The sequence below is a fragment of the Desulfofundulus sp. JL263-se genome (assembly GCF_056316025.1).
The window spans coordinates 1,243,019-1,261,576 of record NZ_CM149993.1 but is presented as its reverse complement, the minus strand read 5'-3'; the positions used below and the strand labels follow the sequence as shown (position 1 = coordinate 1,261,576).

24 protein-coding genes are annotated in these 18,558 nt (G+C 47.9%); 15 read left to right on the top strand and 9 right to left on the bottom strand.

Going from position 1 to position 18,558, the window contains the following annotated elements; all coding sequences use genetic code 11:
- Positions 1-37: 37 nt before the first annotated feature.
- From ACX4JR_RS06415 to ACX4JR_RS06390, 6 genes are all read right to left on the bottom strand, one after another.
- Positions 38-856, bottom strand: a complete 819-nt coding sequence (locus ACX4JR_RS06415; RefSeq protein ID WP_476060190.1) for a metal ABC transporter permease — start codon at positions 854-856, stop codon at positions 38-40.
- Positions 857-890: 34 nt separating this feature from the next.
- The gene (locus ACX4JR_RS06410) at positions 891-1,631 is read right to left on the bottom strand and encodes a metal ABC transporter ATP-binding protein (RefSeq protein ID WP_476060189.1); all 741 of its coding nucleotides are present in this window, start codon (positions 1,629-1,631) and stop codon (positions 891-893) included.
- Complete coding sequence (locus ACX4JR_RS06405) at positions 1,624-2,565, bottom strand: metal ABC transporter substrate-binding protein (RefSeq protein WP_476060188.1); 942 nt, start codon at positions 2,563-2,565, stop codon at positions 1,624-1,626. The genes ACX4JR_RS06410 and ACX4JR_RS06405 overlap by 8 nt, the downstream gene beginning before the upstream one ends.
- A 5-nt stretch (positions 2,566-2,570) precedes the next feature.
- The gene (locus ACX4JR_RS06400) at positions 2,571-3,005 is read right to left on the bottom strand and encodes a Fur family transcriptional regulator (protein WP_476060187.1); all 435 of its coding nucleotides are present in this window, start codon (positions 3,003-3,005) and stop codon (positions 2,571-2,573) included.
- Positions 3,006-3,192: 187 nt separating this feature from the next.
- Entirely contained in the window at positions 3,193-4,125 is a 933-nt protein-coding gene (locus ACX4JR_RS06395) for an ADP-ribosylglycohydrolase family protein (RefSeq protein ID WP_476060186.1), read from the bottom strand.
- Positions 4,126-4,249: 124 nt separating this feature from the next.
- Complete coding sequence (locus tag ACX4JR_RS06390) at positions 4,250-4,507, bottom strand: TM1266 family iron-only hydrogenase system putative regulator (RefSeq protein WP_476060185.1); 258 nt, start codon at positions 4,505-4,507, stop codon at positions 4,250-4,252.
- 364 nt (positions 4,508-4,871) lie between these two features.
- Between ACX4JR_RS06390 and ACX4JR_RS06385 the strand changes: the two genes are divergently transcribed.
- Positions 4,872-5,351, top strand: a complete 480-nt coding sequence (locus tag ACX4JR_RS06385) for a hypothetical protein (RefSeq protein WP_476060184.1) — start codon at positions 4,872-4,874, stop codon at positions 5,349-5,351.
- Between the two features lie 398 nt (positions 5,352-5,749).
- On the opposite strand, the gene ACX4JR_RS06380 is transcribed toward ACX4JR_RS06385, so the two are convergent.
- Positions 5,750-6,496, bottom strand: a complete 747-nt coding sequence (locus tag ACX4JR_RS06380) for a hypothetical protein (RefSeq protein WP_476060183.1) — start codon at positions 6,494-6,496, stop codon at positions 5,750-5,752.
- 240 nt (positions 6,497-6,736) lie between these two features.
- Here ACX4JR_RS06380 and yqeC point away from each other — a divergent pair, with 240 nt between their 5' ends.
- The 14 genes from yqeC (at position 6,737) to ACX4JR_RS06310 (ending at position 16,161) form a co-directional block, all read left to right on the top strand.
- Complete coding sequence (gene yqeC / locus ACX4JR_RS06375) at positions 6,737-7,486, top strand: selenium cofactor biosynthesis protein YqeC (RefSeq protein WP_476060182.1); 750 nt, start codon at positions 6,737-6,739, stop codon at positions 7,484-7,486.
- A 13-nt stretch (positions 7,487-7,499) separates the two neighbouring features.
- Positions 7,500-8,108 (top strand): nucleotidyltransferase family protein, encoded by a 609-nt coding sequence (locus ACX4JR_RS06370; RefSeq protein ID WP_476060181.1) that lies wholly within the window; start codon positions 7,500-7,502, stop codon positions 8,106-8,108.
- A gap of 76 nt (positions 8,109-8,184) precedes the next feature.
- The gene (locus ACX4JR_RS06365; protein ID WP_476060180.1) at positions 8,185-8,511 is read left to right on the top strand and encodes a winged helix-turn-helix domain-containing protein; all 327 of its coding nucleotides are present in this window, start codon (positions 8,185-8,187) and stop codon (positions 8,509-8,511) included.
- Positions 8,512-8,585: 74 nt separating this feature from the next.
- The gene (gene yqeB, locus ACX4JR_RS06360) at positions 8,586-9,401 is read left to right on the top strand and encodes a selenium-dependent molybdenum cofactor biosynthesis protein YqeB (protein WP_476060179.1); all 816 of its coding nucleotides are present in this window, start codon (positions 8,586-8,588) and stop codon (positions 9,399-9,401) included.
- Complete coding sequence (locus ACX4JR_RS06355; RefSeq protein WP_476060178.1) at positions 9,398-10,204, top strand: XdhC family protein; 807 nt, start codon at positions 9,398-9,400, stop codon at positions 10,202-10,204. Before yqeB ends, ACX4JR_RS06355 begins: the two co-directional genes overlap by 4 nt.
- The gene (locus ACX4JR_RS06350; protein WP_476060177.1) at positions 10,201-10,518 is read left to right on the top strand and encodes an XdhC family protein; all 318 of its coding nucleotides are present in this window, start codon (positions 10,201-10,203) and stop codon (positions 10,516-10,518) included. Before ACX4JR_RS06355 ends, ACX4JR_RS06350 begins: the two co-directional genes overlap by 4 nt.
- Positions 10,519-10,562: 44 nt before the next feature.
- Positions 10,563-11,585, top strand: coding sequence for a molybdopterin-binding protein (locus tag ACX4JR_RS06345; RefSeq protein WP_476060176.1), 1,023 nt, complete (start codon positions 10,563-10,565; stop codon positions 11,583-11,585).
- Positions 11,586-11,642: 57 nt separating this feature from the next.
- Positions 11,643-12,203: a nucleoside-triphosphatase gene (locus ACX4JR_RS06340; RefSeq protein ID WP_476060175.1), complete on the top strand. Its 561-nt coding sequence runs from the start codon at positions 11,643-11,645 to the stop codon at positions 12,201-12,203.
- A gap of 28 nt (positions 12,204-12,231) precedes the next feature.
- A complete protein-coding gene (locus tag ACX4JR_RS06335; protein WP_476060174.1) occupies positions 12,232-12,966 on the top strand; it encodes a class I SAM-dependent methyltransferase in 735 nt (244 codons plus the stop codon).
- A 23-nt stretch (positions 12,967-12,989) separates the two neighbouring features.
- Positions 12,990-13,550, top strand: a complete 561-nt coding sequence (locus ACX4JR_RS06330) for an ECF transporter S component (protein WP_476060173.1) — start codon at positions 12,990-12,992, stop codon at positions 13,548-13,550.
- The gene (locus ACX4JR_RS06325; RefSeq protein WP_476060172.1) at positions 13,543-14,046 is read left to right on the top strand and encodes a molybdopterin-dependent oxidoreductase; all 504 of its coding nucleotides are present in this window, start codon (positions 13,543-13,545) and stop codon (positions 14,044-14,046) included. The genes ACX4JR_RS06330 and ACX4JR_RS06325 overlap by 8 nt, the downstream gene beginning before the upstream one ends.
- Positions 14,043-14,780 (top strand): energy-coupling factor ABC transporter ATP-binding protein, encoded by a 738-nt coding sequence (locus ACX4JR_RS06320; protein ID WP_476060171.1) that lies wholly within the window; start codon positions 14,043-14,045, stop codon positions 14,778-14,780. The genes ACX4JR_RS06325 and ACX4JR_RS06320 overlap by 4 nt, the downstream gene beginning before the upstream one ends.
- A 3-nt stretch (positions 14,781-14,783) precedes the next feature.
- Complete coding sequence (locus tag ACX4JR_RS06315; RefSeq protein WP_476060170.1) at positions 14,784-15,449, top strand: energy-coupling factor ABC transporter ATP-binding protein; 666 nt, start codon at positions 14,784-14,786, stop codon at positions 15,447-15,449.
- On the top strand, positions 15,409-16,161 hold the full coding sequence (locus ACX4JR_RS06310) for an energy-coupling factor transporter transmembrane component T family protein (protein WP_476060169.1): 753 nt from the start codon (positions 15,409-15,411) through the stop codon (positions 16,159-16,161). The genes ACX4JR_RS06315 and ACX4JR_RS06310 overlap by 41 nt, the downstream gene beginning before the upstream one ends.
- Positions 16,162-16,237: 76 nt before the next feature.
- Here the strand turns inward: ACX4JR_RS06310 and gltA are convergent, their stop codons facing one another.
- The gene (gene gltA / locus ACX4JR_RS06305) at positions 16,238-17,650 is read right to left on the bottom strand and encodes an NADPH-dependent glutamate synthase (protein ID WP_476060168.1); all 1,413 of its coding nucleotides are present in this window, start codon (positions 17,648-17,650) and stop codon (positions 16,238-16,240) included.
- Entirely contained in the window at positions 17,650-18,504 is an 855-nt protein-coding gene (locus tag ACX4JR_RS06300; protein WP_476060167.1) for a sulfide/dihydroorotate dehydrogenase-like FAD/NAD-binding protein, read from the bottom strand. The genes gltA and ACX4JR_RS06300 overlap by 1 nt, the downstream gene beginning before the upstream one ends.
- Positions 18,505-18,558 lie beyond the last annotated feature (54 nt).

Genomic DNA, 18,558 nt, shown 5'->3' with positions numbered 1-18,558 from the left:
ACCAACCTTTTATGTATTATTTTTATTATACAGTTCCCTAATTTCCCGTAACCCAGCTGTGCCCATTCCCCCGGACTGCCAGAACGGTTATCAGAATGACAATGGAAGTAAGTATAATGGTGCCGCCGGGGGGCAAATCCATGTAAAAAGAAATAATAAGACCTAAAAATATAGATAATTCACTGAATAGAATGGAAAGGCCCAAGGCGGACCGGAAGCTGGCGGCTAACCGCAGGCTGACCGCAACCGGCAGTATCATTAAGGAACCAACCAACAATATCCCTACGATTCTCATGGCCACGGCAATGGTTAGGGCCGTCAGTATCATAAAGCCCATTCCTAATAACCTTACCGGAATTCCGCTTACCTCCGCGGCCTCTTCATCGAAGGTCGCATAAAATAATTCTTTATAAAAAAGGGCCACCATTACCAGAACCAAACCGCCAATCCCCGTTATAATCCAAACATCGGCGGGGTTCATGACAACCAAGCTACCGAAGAGATAACCCATAAAACTGGCATTAAAGCCTCCGGCAAGCCCCATTAATACCGCTGCCAGGGCTATCCCCCCGGAAAGGATAATTGCCAGGGACAGTTCGGCATAATCTTTATAGGCCACCCGCAATCTTTCCAGCAGCAGGCCCCCTCCCACTGCAAAAGCTGACGCTGTAAGCACGGGGTGAGTACCTGCAAAAAGGGCCGCTGCAACACCGGAAAGACACAGGTGAGATAAAGCATCGGCCACCAGGGCCAGGCGCCGCAAAGCTATAAACAGCCCTACTACGGGACAAATAATTCCTACAATTATTCCTACGATAAAGGCCTTTTGCATAAAGGCATAAGAAAATATCTCCATCCTGTCCCCCCCCCCCGGAACCGCCCGAAAATTTTTATACAGTGGCCAATGTTTTGGCACACGGCTCCCCCACCAGATTCCGCCCGTCACTGTATACACTCTTCTGGCAGGAGCACAATGTTTTGTTCAGACACACTTGCCTGGTAATAAGCCATGATATTTCTTCAACATCGTGGGATACCAGCAGCAGGGTAACTTTTTTTTCCTTATTTAACCTGGCAAGAATTCCGTACAATTCATTTCTGCCCGATACATCCAATCCTGCTGTAGGCTCATCCAGAATGAGCAGCCGGGGCTCCGCTGCCAGGGCCCTGGCCAGTAAGACTCTTTGCTGCTGCCCGCCGGACATTGTGCCGATCCTCTGGTTACCCTTGGACAACATGCCCACCAAACCCAGGGCCTCGTCAACAATGCGGTAGTCATCCTTTTTCAGCCACCGAAAAAGGCCCTTGACAGCAACCCGCCCGGATGCCACAACCTCCCTGGCTGTAGCGGGAAAAGATTTGTTAAAATGGCGGGCATTTTGAGAAACGTAGCCTATAAGGTGCCTCTCCTTAAACGATACGCTGTCCACACCAAAGAGTTTTATCCTGCCTTTTTGGGGCCGCAATTGTCCTAAAATTAACTTTAAAAGGGTTGTTTTGCCCGCTCCGTTGGGCCCGGTAATACCAATACTTTCTCCCGGATAAACTTTAAAATTGACTCCAGCCAGTACGGGATGGCACCCATAGGTGAAATAAACTTCCTGTAATTCTACAACAGGACTTTTACTCATTTTTTGTCCCCAGCCCTTCTTTAAGGTGCGCCAAATTTTTGCGCATCAGGGAAAAATAATTCTCACCGTTTTTCTCATCTTCCACGGATAATCCGCCCAAAGGATTTAGTTCAAGGACTTTTACACCGGCCTCCCGGGCAATGGTTTCGCTAACTTTCGGGCTAACCAAAGACTCAAAAAAAACACACCCAATCTCCCGGTCTCTAATGGTTTTTACTATTTCAGCCAGGCGTGCCGGCCCGGGCTCAACCTCCGCTGAAAGTCCCCGCACCGGAATTTGCTCAAGCCCGTAACGCCTGGCCATATACCCAAATGCCGCATGGGATACAACGATTTGCCTCTTATCCAACTCTTTCAGCGTTTGGCTGAACTCCTTATCAAGCTCTGTCAATTTTTCAACCAGTAAATTCCGCCGCTCCTTAAAATATTGCGCGTTATCGGGGTCAATTTCAGAAAGCCCCCTTGTTATATTTTCCACCATAACAATGGCATTCACCGGGTCCAGCCAAATGTGCGGGTCAACACGGGCACCTACGGCCCCATTCTCTTGACGTCCGGACTCCACCTCCAACAAATCGACTCCCTTACTGCAATCTATAACTTTAACATCTTTTTCCAGCGCCTTTAGCACGTCCCTTAACCAGTATTCCATACCGGCACCGTTATAAACCAAGGCGTTGGCATTATTTAATTTTACCAAGTCTCCGGGAGAGGGTTCCCAATGGTGGGGTTCGCTCCCGGCGGGAATCAAGCTTATAACCTTTCCTTTATTGCCAACGATTTCAGAGGTAAAGTAATGTACAGGATAAATCGTTGTAAATACCGTAAGTTCATCTCCTTCCGGAGAATTACTGCTTACCTCCTGGGAACAACCTGTGAAAATTAATCCCAGGCTTATTAAAGCCAAAGTTAAGATAAAAACTTTTCTGCGCATTAAGATCAATCATTCTCCTCCCTTCCTTGATTTTCTTCTTTATCCATACAGGCCGAACAATACCCGAAAACCTCAAAGCGGTGTTTTTTAACTTTAAAACTGTTTTTAAGTATCTTTTGCCAATCCAAAAATTCCAGGGGACAAAAATCTAATTTTTGGGATTCTCCGCATTTCAAACAAATAAGATGGTGGTAATGGCCGTCGCCGATATTAAGTTCATAGTGATTTTTCCCGTTAAAATTGATTTTATTGACTATATTAAGGCTTTTTAAGAGCCCCAGATTACGATAAACGGTATCCAAGCTCATACCCGGATAATTCAAGCATACTTGTTTATGAATTTCCTCCGCACTTTGGTGCCCCTTTTTTCTGGAAAGAACCCTGATTATCTCCTGTCTCTGAGGAGTTACCCTGTATCCGTGGTTTCTTAATTGATCCAAAAACTTATTTTCATTCACCATATTTATCACCCTAATTAAGAAACATTCCTATTTACTAATTTGTATTATTATTTCCCTCCCGTGTCAAGGTGCTTCATAATTTTTTATTCTTAATTAATAATATTTCTTATTTAATTTTTTTATGCAAACAAAATAAAAATTCCCCCTATAAGGGGGCTATATGGTCTCACTTATAGCTGTTTAATTTTAAAAAACCTTCTGCCACCTCATCCAGCCTTTCTTTATCCTTCAACTGGCGAATCCAGCGGTCAGGAATAGACCGATAACCGTAATACGCGCCGGCAAGGCCACCGGTCACCGTTCCCGCCGTATCAGTATCCTCACCCCGGTTAACTGCACAAACCAAAGTATCTTCAAAGGAATTTTCATGTAAAAAGCATTGTACCGCGGTGCCCAGGGTGTGCATTGCATCTCCTTTGGGCAACAGTTCCTCAGCGCCCGGCTGTATATATTTGATCATAAACCAGAAAAAATTTGATGGATTCAAATCTAATCTTTTACACTGCTCATCGGTAAATTCCAGGGCTGCGGTAATCATTTTCCTTTTGGAGATTTTAGAAGTCCCGGCCAAAAATACCAGGTAGTTATAAAAAATGCAACATGCCGCCCCTTCTTCACTGTAATGAGTCATGCTTGCAATTTCCTTTGACCAGTAAGCCATTAATCCTAAATCTTTCTGGTACCCGAAAGTAACAGCCAGGGTACGCATTAGCCCCCCGTTACTATCCATTTTGTTTATGGTTCTGGCCGTTGCCCTGGCTGCTTCCTTCCAGTTACCCAGCCGGAGATAATTTTTAAATGAAAGGGCGGTAGTCCGCCCTACATAATGGGGCCGGGCCCTGTACCAGGCCAGAAAGCGCCTGCCAACCTCTTCCACAGGGAACATTGGATTGGCCAGAATTCCCTCGGCAACATGCAAGAGCATATGGGTATCATCTGTAAATTCACCGGGCTTTAAATTAAGTCTTCCTCCCCCGACCATATCCCGCAGTATACCGTGTTTTTCTTTTATTTCGTCCTTGCTCATATACTCTACCGGCCCCCCGAGGGCATCACCAATGGCAGCACCGTAGAGGGCGCCTTTAATATACTCTTCCATGGTTTACACCTTCTTTAAAAACTTTTTTAATTAATATGCTACTCAATTCTGCAATCTCTCCACAAAAGCCTTCTTTAGAAACAAATTCTTGACACAAAAATCCGGCCTTGCCGCAGACCGGATTTTACTGTACGGGTTGACCCAAAATTATTGAATTTACAGTAACACCGGGGACCTTCCGCAAATCTTCCTCCAGCGCATTCCTGGTTTCGTCATCTGCTTGCATGGTGAGAGTAATAATTCCCCTTTCACGGCTGGGATCCGGAATGCCGTTGCGGCTCAGAATCGACGAGCCGTACCGGGTAAGCACCTGCTGAACTTCAGGTGCCCGGGAAGCCCTGTGGTCAACCATAATACCAACAATACAAATGTTTTGGGACATTTTATACCTCCTCCTGATCTTGCTTTACCCCTAGTATGTACCCACTATCATGTTTAAAAACAGTTCGTCCCTTAAATGGAGGAGATGATATGAATATTATTTCTTTTATTAATTTTTATTAAATTCTAAATATTATATACAATTTTTAAAAATTGTAACAAACAAATTACCCCTTTAAAAGTATCTTCGCTCGTGCTGGTACATATATTCTTTATTTATTAATACGAATTGAAAAGCTTTCAGTTTGGGTGCCACTCTTGTTTACACTACAATCAGGCACTGATTTTGCACATGCGGGTATATTAAGTAGACACTGTAAAATTTGTAGACAGCAGGTATTATACACTTTCAGGGAGGGGGAATTTTGAAGGTATATATCACTGGCGATAAAATTATAGATCCCCGGGAAAATAAAATTTTAAAATCAGGATACTTTATCTTTAAAGAAGCTGTACGTTATTGCAACAGGCAAGGCTGGAAATGGTATTACGTGCATGGTAAAAGTCTTTTACATGGACGTGAATTGTGGACTAAGCTGGGACATATTCTATCACCTCGCATGCCCGAGGCATATTTATTTAACCGGGAACTGCACGCCCAAATTTATGATATTCTGGTAAAGGAATCCTCTTCATATGTTCCCCGCCCTTATATTACTACTAAAAAGATTATGCTTAGCTTATATAAGCGCGGAGACGGAGAATTTTTTGGCATCTGGTTTGTATATCATCAATCAGGCGTCTATTTTTCCACAGGTGAGGATAAAACTACATTAATCTGGAAACCGGAATTGTACCTGGAAAAACCGGCAAAACAGGTAAACTTAGCCCCCGGAATACTTTAGATTTGCTTTGCTTTTAAGCTAGCAATTTTTCCGCCAGAAATAACAAAAATGCCCCCAAGGGCATTTTAGCCTTATTTAGAGCTTGCCTGGGCACACGCTTGCCGGCTAAACTCCGCCAATCCCGGGCAGCTATTGGCCCACTGGTAAATGCATTGGCGGCACTGTTTGCAAAGCTGTTGCTGTTGCCTCTTCTTTAATTCTTTCATCTAATTCACCTCCAATTGAGGAAACTTTATCAGCGACAATTAAATATGAAAGATTGTAAAGTATATTATGTCATATTAAAAAAAATTGTGGTTAAAAATATAAAAAGAATATGTTAAGTTTTTTTTAACTAAGATAATAAAACCCCGGAGACAGTATTAAGGTTATACCCATACTTTCCGGGGTTTATTTTATTATTCTTTCTTCTTCTTTTTAGCTTTTTTATTACCTGCCTTTTTAGAAGTAAATTCCCTCTCGGTCAAGGACCCGGCTTTAGAAAACTCTGCAACCAATAATTTGGGAGACAGCTTATTTTCCAGCCTGGCAATTATTTCATCGGAAACCTTATAGGTCATTGCTTCTACAGACTGACTGTTATCCCTTTGAAATTCTACCTGTTGTGGTTCAATTACACCACCAATATCAGGTTCCAACGCTGAAACCGCCACTTGCTTAACCCCCGCATCAATTTCTTCCCGGGGAGCTAAAGTTTTTATGTCCTCACTTTCACCGTCCGTTAACAAATCAATACGAATTTCTGCTGCCCGGGGATATATCTCTTGTTGGCAGGCATTTTCATCAGAACCAATAACCTGCCCCGAAGTTTCGCTCTCCAACATTAAACCCCGAACCTGTTCTCGTAAAGCACTACCCCGGACCATTACTTCCTCAAGGGCCAATATATCCGAGGGAATCCCCTTCTCATCAAGGGCTCTTTCTACTTTTGAAAATGCCTCAGCTATCCAATTTTGAATGCATCCCAATCCCTGCCGTAATTCTTCCAAAATACCCTTTACCTGCCGGGCAATGGTTTTGGACAACCAAGCCTGTTCTTCCAAGAGCCGCCGGAGTTCTACACCTTCCTCATTAGTTATAACATCCATTTTAGCACCCAATTCAAGACACCGGTCGGTAACTTCTTTATAGCGAGCAAAAAGCAAAATGCACCTGATACCCCCTTTTCTGGTATATTATTACATCTAAAAGTAGCTTCGCCAAAAATAATTTATTTCCTTCTTTTTCTAATTAATTTTTTCACTGCCTTCTTCTTCCCCAATTCTCTTTTGTTTTTCCCCGCGCGTCCACCTCTAAATAACCTTTTACAAAATCAAAAGCTCCGTATACCAGCACCTACATCCAATCTCCTTTGTCAGGTGATATAATAGACTTGAGGGATCCAGATGTCGACACTTAGTAAAGCTTTTGATCTGAAGCAGCAGAAAGAAATGGTTGTTGCCGTTGGCGGAGGGGGTAAGACTACACTGGTTTGCACCCTGGCCCGGGAAGCTCTTTGCTGCGGAAAAAAAGTTATAATCACCACCACAACTAAAATGTATCCTCCCGCAGGCTTTGCTCCTCCGGTTTTTGCAACAAGCACCCCGCTGGAGGCAATTAAGGCTGAGTTGGGGCACCGCGGTTGTATAGTCGTGGCGCATAAGTTTAGCCCCGAGCGAAAATTAATCGGCTTGCGGCCGGAATACGTGGACAGCTTATTTACAATCAAGCAGCTGGATTTATTGCTGGTTGAAGGGGACGGCGCCAGGGGAAAACCTTTCAAGGCCCCGCGGCAGCACGAGCCGGTGATTCCCAGTTCAGCAACCCTGGTGATTCCGGTAATTGGTGCAGATTGTATTGGTAAACCGCTGACGGGTCTGCACTTTCATTGCATCGACCGGATCAGTGAATTGACGGGGATAAATTACGGTGATCCGGTAGAGGCGGAGATCATAACCCGGGTCTTACTGCACCAAGAAGGTTATAAAAAAAGAATACCGGCTGGTGCCAGGTGGATTCCTTATATTAATAAAGTGGACCATAAAGGTGACCTGGAAAAGGCACGTAGACTGGCCGTTCTATTAAAACAGGCGGGAGCCAGCAGGGTTGTGATGGGTGCCGCCGGGCGTGACGTGCCGGTAAGAGAAATTTTGTAAGGGGGACGTTTAAATGCCACATGTAGAGGCACTGGTGCTGGCGGCTGGCCTTTCCACGCGCATGGGGGATAAAAACAAGCTGCTTTTACAGCTGGCGGGCCGGTCACTGGTTGAACACGTCGTGTCTAATTTTCTGGCTTCCGGTATTCAAGGATTAACCGTAGTGCTGGGTAACCAGGCAGAAAGCATAAAAAGAGTGCTCGAAGCGTATGATGTCAAAATAGTGTATAACCCCGGTTACGCGCAAGGCATGGGATCTTCTATAAGCAGGGGCGTGGAAAGCGTGCTTGACTCGGCAGATGCTGTTATGATCATGCCCGGGGACATGCCCTTTGTCAGTCCCGCCACCGTCAACCTTATTCACCAGACCTATATAAACTCTAATTGCCTTATAACTTACCCCGTTTATAACGGGAAAAGAGGGCATCCCGTTCTATTTGATAAAAAGCTTTTCCCCGAATTACTGAAGCTCTCCGGGGATACCGGCGGCAGGAAAATATTAAATAAATACAGCGGCAGTACCTGCCGGGTTGAAGTCAAGACCAGCGAAGTGCTTATGGATATTGATAGCTGGGAGGATTATGTTGATCTGGCCCGGAGAGAAAAAAGAAAAGGTATCTAACACGTGTCCAAATAAAGTTTGCAAAAAAATTGTCGAATTTGATAAAATTAAATAACTAATCAGGGAGTGATGAGTTTTGCGACTGCGCTACAAGGTCTGGCTCGAAACCAGCGGCAAGGCTTTTGGCGACGGGCCCTATGACCTCCTGCAGCGGGTGGACAGGCTGGGTTCTTTGAGCAAAGCGGCCAGGGAAATGAAAATGTCTTACAGCCAGGCCTGGCAGCTCATAAACACTTTGGAGAAGCGGTTGGGATTTAAATTATTAAAGCGGGAGGTGGGTGGAAGTTCCGGCGGCGGTTCTTATCTCACCACAGAAGCCCGGGATTTGATGCGCAGGTACGCCAGCTTCCGGGCAGAAGTGAAGAAAAACTTGGAAAATATTTTTTTAAAACATTTTGGCTAGGGAGAAGTTGATTTTTTTTACCGGTCGCTATTTTGATTTAAGTATAACGCAGGACGAGAAAGGGGCAGCGAGTTATGGAATGGGAATATGTACTGATCAAGGGTGCCGGGGACCTGGCCAGTGGTGTGGCCTGTGTTTTCCGGGAGGCCGGTTACCCCGTAATAACGACGGAAATTGAAGAGCCAACTTGCGTTAGAAGGAAGGTATCCTTTGCCGAGGCGGTTTACGAAGGAGAAATTTACATCAGGGGCATACGCGGTTGTTTAGTCCAAAGTTTTTCCGCAGCCAGAGATATTGCCGGGCGGGGTGACGTTGCTGTCTTGATCGACCCGGAAGGCGCGGTGGTAAAAAATAACCGCCCGGCAATATTTATTGACGCCACCATGGCGAAAAAAAATCTGGGGACCTCTATTACAGACGCTGGCATAGTTATTGCCCTGGGTCCCGGGTTTGAAGCCGGCCGTGACGTGCACGCGGTTATTGAGACCCAAAGGGGTCCAAACTTGGGGAGACCCATTTACAAGGGAACAGCTGCACCCAACACGGGTATTCCGGGAAATGTACTGGGCTATACAAAAGAAAGGGTTCTACGGGCCCCGCGGGAAGGCATCTTCCGCGCAAAACTGGCAATTGGCGATATAGTGGATAAAGGAGATACGGTAGCATACACGGACGGCGAACCTATTAAAGCCGGTATCGGTGGGGTTGTAAGGGGGCTGTTAAGGGACGGGCTGAAAGTTTATCGCGGGATGAAAGTAGGTGACATTCACCCTGAAAAGAACCCGGATGTCTGTTACACTGTCACCGACAAAGCTCTGGCGGTAGGCCGGGGAGCACTGGAGGCAGTCCGGGCCTTGATAAATAAAAATTCTAGCGGGGGATTAACATGAAACATATTTTTTTAAAGCTACTGGAAAGTACTAACAAAGGGGCTCCAGCCGTTATGTATACCCTTGTGGATACCGGCAGCCATGAAGAACTTGAGCAAGGCGCGCGTATGCTGGTGTGCGAGGAAGGTGAGGTGTACGGTACGCTGGGAACAAAAAGCCTGGACGAACAAGTAGTTGGCCGGGCGAAAGAAATCCTGCAGCATTCCGTGCCCACTACCGGGATTGTTGAATTATCCCCTTCCCCGGCTAAAGCAGCTGTTAAAGTTCTGGAAGATTCCTATTTCCCGGACAAGAAATTGGTCGTATTTGGAGGGGGACACGTGGCCCAGCCTTTGGTGGAAATAGCATCCATCCTCGGCTACCGGCCGGTTGTAATTGATGACCGTCCGGATTTTGCCAACCGGGAGCGTTTCCCTAGGGCGGAAGAAGTGCTATGCGCCAGCTTTGAAGAAGTGTTGGACCATCAATTTATCGAGCAAAAGATAGACCGCTTAACCAGCGTGGTGATAATTACTCGGGGACATACCTACGATAAAAATTGCCTGACCGCAGTTATTCATTCGCCAGCTCGTTACATTGGCATGATCGGCAGTAAAGTTAAAGTAAGGAAAACTTTCCAGGCCCTTCTAAATGAAGGGGTTGACAAAAAACTTTTACAGCGGGTTTCCGCACCCATAGGGCTGAACCTGGGAGGGCAAAGGCCGGAGGAGATAGCGCTCAGTATTGTGGCCGAAATGGTGGCCAGGGAAAATGGCGGTTCGGGATTACCCCTTAAGGAAATAAAAGGGGGGATCTGGGAATGAACAGTAAGATTGTGAAAGCAGTGGTCGATGTATACAGCCAAGGTAAAAAGGCCGTTTTGGTTACACTCTGCAGTACCCGCGGTTCCACCCCACGAAAAGCAGGTGCCAAAATGCTGGTGTTTGCCGACGGAAGCACCTTGGGCAGCATAGGTGGGGGAGCCCTGGAACTGGCAGCGGTAAAAAAGGCATTGGAACTAATCGAGACGGGCGGGCAAGCCGTACTTTGGGAACGGGACTTGGCTGATGAGGGTATGCTATGCGGCGGTTCAGGAGTTTTATATATTGAGGTCATCAACGGGACAGGGACACGGTAATTTTATTACTAGTTAAAACGGCAGATTCTTGGGAGGTAACAATAGTGAAAAAAATTCCGGTAGAGAAGAGCGTAGGAATGGTTCTGAGCCACGACCTGACTAAAATTGTGCCTGGAAAATTCAAGGGACCCGCTTTTAAAAAGGGGCATGTCATCAAGCCGGAAGATATCCCGGAATTGCTTAAAATGGGCAAGGATCACATTTACGTATGGGATCCCCCGCCAGGGCACATCCATGAAAATGAAGCTGCCCAAAGAATAGCCCGGGTGGTGGCCGGGCCGGGGCTGATTTACAGTGAGCCCCATGAGGGTAAGGTTAGTTTTAAGGCCGAGCGGGACGGGCTGTTAAAAATTAATAAGGACGCTGTAAACCATATAAATTCCATTTGGAACATGTGCCTGAGTACTTTGCATGATAATCAAGCGGTCAATCAAGGACAAACGGTAGCCGCCACAAGGGTAATACCCCTCACCATCGAGGAAAAGGCGATCGAAGATATTGAGGCCATGCAGGAAAAATACCGGTGGTTTATCAAGGTTTTGGCATATAAACCGTTTAACATCGGTACGGTTATCACCGGCAATGAAGTGTATTACAAGCGTATAGAAGATGCTTTTGGACCCGTTTTAAAGAAAAAAATGGCCGGTTTCGGTTATTCTATCCGGGAACAAGTTTACATGCCCGATGACCCCGCAAAAATTACTGAGGCCATCTTAAATCTCCATAAAAACGGCCGCAATCTTATTTTTGTGGCCGGGGGAATGTCCGTTGACCCGGATGACCGCACGCCCGGAGCTATTAAACAAACAGGTGCCAGGATCATAACTTACGGTTCACCGGTACTTCCCGGCGCGATGTTTATGCTGGCCGAGCTGGAAGGAACGATTATCATGGGGCTTCCCGCTTGTGTTATCTTTGCTCCCACAACTATCCTTGATCTTCTTCTGCCCCGCATTTTGGCTGGGGAACGTGTTTTAAGGGAAGATATAACCCGGATGGGCGTTGGAGGCCTGTGTCAAAACTGTAAAGACTGCCGGTACCCGGTGTGCGGTTTCGGCAAAAATTAATAATTTTTTCATCGCCGTTATACTTGGATGCAAATAGCGAAGGGTGATGGGTGACTTATGCGAAAACACCTGTTTATAACGGGAAAAAGATGGGGTGGGAAATCATCTCTGATAAGAGATTATTTAAGGCCTTACCTGCCGGTTGCCGGAGGATTTTTCATCCAGAGGGTATTTTACCGCTCAGAATATATTGCTTTTCGCCTGGTGCCCCTGCAGTCGGGGGAACCTTACCGGTTGAACCTGGAAGCGCCGTCTTTTGCGGGATTGACCAACGTTATAGTAGCGAGGGCGGAGGACAACCGGTGGCAGGCTTTCCCGGAAGTATTTGAGACGGTAGGCGTGAAAAGCATTACCGAAGCGCTGCAGCAAGGAAAGAGAATTCTACTGCTGGATGAACTGGGCCATTTGGAATTAAATGCCCCCCTTTTCCAGGCGGCCGTATTTGCGGCACTGGATGGGTCAATACGCGCTCTGGGGGTATTAAAGTTAGAAACGAACCCTTTTTTGCACCGGGTACGGGAAAGAGCCGACGTAAAATGTGTCGAATTGTTGCCCGGGCACCAAAACCAAGTGGGAAAGCAAATTGAAAGGTTTTTACAAGCGGTGAACAAGGAATGAATTTAGTGCATTTAGGGTGGCGAGAGCTATGTTTAAATGGGATGCCGCGAGCATGAACTTTTATCTTGCTGCCATATGGAACAGTGATTACCCCCGGGTTTTTATTGAAAAAATGTCGGCTTTTCTACAGCCCTCCGCCCACCTGCTGGATATTGGTTGCGGGCCCGGAGCCTTTGCCCTGCACCTGGCACCCATGGTTAAAAAGGTATTTGCCATGGATGAAGACCCCGTAGTATTGAAGTTTTTGGCGGCGACAAAGGCAAAAATGGGTCTCTCTAACATCCAGTGCATAAAGGGTACCTGGCCCGGGGAAGCGCCGGAAAAGATCGACGCGCTGGTTAGTGCCTACAGCGGCCCCGCTGTTCTGGCCTCGAAACCAAGCTTGCAAAAAATGGCCGAGATTACCTCGGGGCCTATATTTCTAATTGTTCCAGCCCAGCGGTATAGGTCTTCCTTTGGCAGTGCGGACCTCTTTCGCCGCCAGGGGATGGAGATGAAGAAACACACGACCACCTATACGGATACGATCAGGATTCTAAAGGAATTGGATGTCCCTTATAATTTGGAGCTGGTAAGTTATGATTTCGGCCAGCCCGTGGCTGATATAGCCGAAGGGGAAAGGTTTCTGGCCGAGCGGCTGCCTTTCCCCGGAGCAGACCTGCGGGCTCACGTGCGAAAAATAGCCGCGCGGCGGGGAGAGCACTTGTGGCTGCCCAATATCCGCCGTAGCGCATTGATCTGGTTTCAGGGCCGGCGAGCCTAAATCATGTACAGGTGGTGGTTTTGGTGAGCAAGCGTTTCTTGCAGAAATTTACTCCTTTTGATTTTATTCTGATAGCCCTGCTGGCTGCGGCAGGGGTGGCAACCAAACCCTTTGTCTATATGCTGGCCCGCGTGGTTACCGGACCCCTGTTTGTTCCCGCCGGGGTTGTGGCCGGCGGGGTGTTCATGCTGTGGATAGTGCTGGCTTGCGGGCTGGTAAGAAAAAGGGGAACGGCTTTTCTGACCGGCCTAGTGCAGGCGGTGATGATGATTTCTACCGGTGTTCTTGGTAGTCACGGCATTCTTTCCCTGGTTACATATACCTTTCCGGTTTTACTCGTGGAATTGGGCCTGCTCGTAACGCCGAAATATGTGCACAACTTGCTGACGGCCATGTATGCAGGGCTCCTGGCCAATATCGGGGGGACTTTTCTTTCCAATGTAGTTTTTTTCCGCTTGCCTGTCGTTCCCCTTATTTTTTCTCTCTGTGTTGCCGCTTTATCCGGGGCCCTGGGCGGGTTGGTGGCCTACAGGTTAGTTGTAGTTGTAGAAAATTTTCAAAAGGAGAAGAAGATAAATGCGTAATAGAGCCGCTGTGATTTTATTAGTCGCCCTTTTGCTTTTAACCGGATCAACTTATTATCTAATGCGCCAAGCAGCCAATACGGGTGAAAAAGGTTTGGTAGTTAAAGCAAGCGGGGAAAAGCTATGTACAATCGATATTTCCCGCCTGCAGTCACTGCCGGCCCGGGACTTTTCCTACAGAATTCGTATTAACGGGCGCAAGGAAACGCATGAATTCACCGGGACCGCTCTAAAAAATGTTTTGGAGGCCTGTAATCCAGATTTATTGCATGACTACCGGCAGGTTATTGTCACCGCCCGTGATGGCTATACAATCAGTTATGACATGAGTGAGGTTCTCGAAGAGGATAATATTTATCTGATCTACGCGATGGATGGCAAGATTTTAAAACCACAGCCCGAAGGGGGCATTGGCCCCTTTGCCACTGCGGTTTTAAAAGATGAATTCGCCCGGCGGGCAGGCAAATACGTTGTAAGCGTGGAGGCTGTCCGGTGAAGGCAATTCAAGTTAATAATTTGTCCTTTAGATATGCCGGCGGGAGTGCACCTGTTTTGTCCAATCTGACTTTCAAGGTACGTCCGGGGGAAGCTCTGGGTATAATCGGCCTGAGCGGTAGCGGTAAGTCCACGCTTTGCCGCTGCCTGGCCGGAATAATCCCCCATTATTTAACAGGTAAAATGACGGGGGAAATAGAGGTATTTGGTTGCAATACCCGGGAAACCCCTTTGGGCAAACTTGCTTCCCTGGTGGGTATGGTTCTGCAAGACCCCGACGCCCAGCTTTTCTCTCCCACCGTGGAGGACGAGCTTGCCTTTGGCCCGGAAAATTTTTGCCTACCCCGGGAGCAGATCAAAACAAGAATAAATACCGTGGCTAAAATGTTGGGACTGGAAAGGTTGCTCTTGGAGCATCCTCACCACCTTTCCGGCGGGGAAAAGCAACTGGTGGCCCTGGGAAGTGTGCTCACCCTGGATCCCAAGATATTAATCTTTGATGAAGTGCTGGCCCACCTTGACCAAGAGGGAATACAAAAAATAACCAGGGTAATAAAAAAATTGCGGCAGCAGGGGAAGACTTTGGTCGTTGTTGATCACACCGGGCAAGCCTTAAAAAGTACGGATAAAATTTTTGTTCTGGAAAACGGCAGGATCATTCGCCGGGGGCCAAGGGAAGAAATTTTATCCGATTACCTGTTCCTGCGTGACCATAAACTTTTTGTCGGGGGCTGAGGAATGGATTTTTTACGCCTGGACAGAGTTAGTTATACTTATCCCGGTAAGAAATCCAAAGCAGTCGATCAGGTTTCTACCAACTTTTCCGCCAGCGAAAAGGTAGTCATTACCGGGAGAAACGGTAGCGGAAAGTCCACCCTGGTCAAATTAATGGTGAAAATGCTGGTCCCCCAACAAGGAGCGGTGTTTTTGGAAGGCCGCGACCTGAAAACATATAGACCCGGTGAAATAGGAAAAAGGGTCGGCTTATTACTGCAAAATCCCGTTCAGATGCTCTTCTGCCCTTCAGTTTACGATGAAGTAACTTTTGCCCTTAAGTGGCACGGTATGAGCCGGGAAGAATGCCGCGTGCGCGCGGAAGAGCACCTGAGGTATTTTGAACTTTGGCCTTTACGACACCGTCACCCTTTTACCTTAAGCGGGGGTGAACAACAATTGCTTGCCCTGGCTGCTATAACGGCAATTAAACCGCGCTGCTTGATTCTTGACGAGCCCACCAAGGGCCTTGACGGCTACCAGCTGGGCATCTTGGAAACACTATTGGCAGATCTTTGGTCCCAGGGAATGGGACTAATAGTTATCAGCCATAACCAGCGTTTTTTGCAGAGATTTGGCGGGCGCAGGATTGAAATGGCGGGGGGAAGAGTGGTTTTTGATGGAGCTTGATATCCGGGTGCGGTTGTTTCTGGCTGCGGTTTTAAGCCTGTTGGCGGTAATCTGGCAGAATCCTGTTGTCTTGTTGCAGCTCCTGGGCCTCAGTATTATCATTCTTTTTATTTTACGAGTACCCTTGACCGGGCTGTCCCGGCGCATCATAAAACTATGGTCGGTTGTTATGGTTTTGCTGTTTGTGGGCAGCATCTTCCAACCTGCGGGATCTGTTTTGGTTGCCTTTAAGGGGATTAGTATTATAACGACAGGGGGCTTGGCTTACGGGTTTGCTGTGGCCTTACGCCTGGCTGTAATCACCTGCTCCGGACTTTTATTTTTCTCGTCGGGTATAAGGGATCTGGTTCCGGTTTTAAGTAAAGCCAGGATTCCCTATGAAATAGTATTTATGGTCCAAGTCGCCTGTCGCTTTCTGCCACTTTTCGCGCAGGAAATTAGTGATACTTTAAATGCCCTGCAATTGCGCGGTGTTGATTTAAAAAAGGTGCACCTGAGAAAGTCAGTCAAAATATTGTCCTTTATACTCGGACCATTGTTATACACCATCTGGTGGCGGGCCCGGGAATTGGCCATGGTAATGGAGGCCAGGGGTTTTAGAGCTTACCCTACCAGGACCTGTTACAGGGATGTCAGAATGAAACCTGTCGATTATCTGGCTCTGGCCGTTTTCAGTATCGTCATTGCCCTCTGGGCGGCAATAAATATATGATCAAAAAGTCCCTGCGGCCTTTTCGCAGGGACTTTTGTACTGCCTCGGCGTCTTTATTGTAAAGTAACTACTTGCTCTACTTGCTAAGGTATTCATGAATGGCGCTAGCAGCCTTACGGCCGGCACCCATGGCCAAAATAACGGTGGCAGCACCGGTAACCACGTCCCCACCGGCAAAAACGCCGGGCTTGGAAGTTGCGCCTGTCTCCGGATCCGCCACGATGGTCCCTTTCCTGGTTAACTCCAACCCCTTGGTGGTGCGGGGCACCAGCGGGTTCGGTCCCTGACCTATAGCAATAACTACTGTATCCACTTCCATTGTGTATTCCGAACCCTCAATCGGTACGGGTCTGCGGCGACCGGATTCATCCGGCTCGCCTAACTCGTATTTGATGCACTTCATGCTGTTGACCCAGCCGTTTTCATCGGCGAAAATTTCTACCGGGCTGGTCAAAAGGGCAAATTTTACGCCTTCTTCTTCAGCATGTTCCACTTCCTCGGCCCGGGCCGGAAGTTCTTCCCGGGAACGGCGATATACGATCCACGATTCTTCGGCTCCCAAGCGCAGCGCCGTACGAGCCGCGTCCATGGCCACGTTACCGCCGCCTATTACGGCGACCCTACGACCTACCTTAATGGGGGTATCCCAGTCGGGGAAGAGGTAGGCCTTCATCAAATTGGTGCGGGTGAGAAATTCATTGGCGGAATAAACGCCGCAGGCGTTCTCGCCCGGTATGCGCATAAAGTAGGGAAGACCTGCTCCCGTGCCGATAAACACGGCGTCAAACCCTTCCTGTTCCATGAGTTCGTCCACGGTGGTGGCTTTGCCCACCACGGAGTTGACTTCTATCCTAACGCCCAGTTTCTTTAAGTTTTCAATCTCGGCCTGAACAATTCTTTTCGGCAGGCGAAACTCCGGAATACCGTACATCAAAACGCCGCCGGCCACGTGCAGAGCTTCAAAGATGGTGACCTCGTGACCCTTCTTGGCCAGGTCAGCTGCGCAGGTGAGACCGGCGGGACCGGACCCTACAACGGCAACCCGCTTACCGGTGGGAGGAGCTCCCTCAGGCAGGGTCACTCCCTTTTCCAGTTCCCGGTCGGCACAGAAACGCTCCACGCGCCCTATAGCCACGGCTTCGTATTTCTTGCCCAGCGTGCAATAGCTTTCACATTGATTTTCCTGTGGACACACGCGACCGCAAATGGCGGGCAGGGCGTTCTTTTCTTTGATTTTCTTAATGGCGCCCTCAAAATCCCGCTCAGCTACTAACTGCAGGAAAGCCGGTATGTCAACTTCCACGGGACAGCCCTGGCGGCAGGGCTGCTTTTTGCAATTGAGGCACCGCTTGGCTTCAGCAACAGCTGTTTCTTCGTCGTACCCGAAGGCTACTTCATTGAAATTACGTGACCGCTCAACGGGGTCCTGGACGGGCATGGGGTGCTTTTTAGGAATGATTTCTTTTTTAGGTTTTTCATTATCGGCCATTATTTGCCACCTCCGCATCCGCACTGGCATTTTTTGAAATGTTCAACGGCGCGCTGTTCTTCCGGCTTGTAAATAGCCGAGCGGCGGGCGAGTTCTTCCCATTCCACCTGGTGGCCGTCAAATTCGGGGCCATCCACACACACAAACTTTGTCTCGCCGCCCACGGTAACGCGGCAACACCCGCACATGCCCGTACCATCCACCATCACGGCATTGAGGCTGACGATGGTTTTTAGCCCGTATTCCTTGGTCAAGTTACAGGTGGCTTTCATCATGGGCTGGGGGCCGATGGCCAGGACCAGGGCGATATTATCCTTACCCCGCTCCTCGATGATTTCCTTCAATACGTCAGTTACAAACCCTTTACGTACATAAGAACCATCATCGGTGGTCACGTGCAACTCGCTGCACGCTTCCCTCATTTTGTCTTCCCAGAACATTAGTTCCTTGTTCCTGGCGCCAATAATACCGATGACATGGTTGCCCGCTCTTTTAAGCTCCCGGGCTATGGGATGCACGGGAGCTATACCGACGCCTCCGCCCACGCACACGACAGTGCCGAAGTTTTCTATGTGAGACGGCTCACCCAGGGGTCCAACAAAATCCTGAATGTAGTCTCCAGCTTCCAGGGTCCCGAGCTGCATGGTGGTCTTACCAACTTCCTGGAACACTACGGTAACGGTTCCTTTCTCCCGGTCAAAATCGGCTATGGTCAGAGGAATGCGTTCGCCTTCTTCGTAAATGCGCAGGATGATGAATTGTCCGGCTTGGCATTTTTTGGCCACTCTCGGTGCTTCGATAACCATTTGTTTAATTACCGGGGAAAATTCTTGTTTGTCCAAAATTTTAAACATGGTTGATTTTCCTTCCCTCCTTAACCTTTATCAATTACAATAATCCGGCTGCCC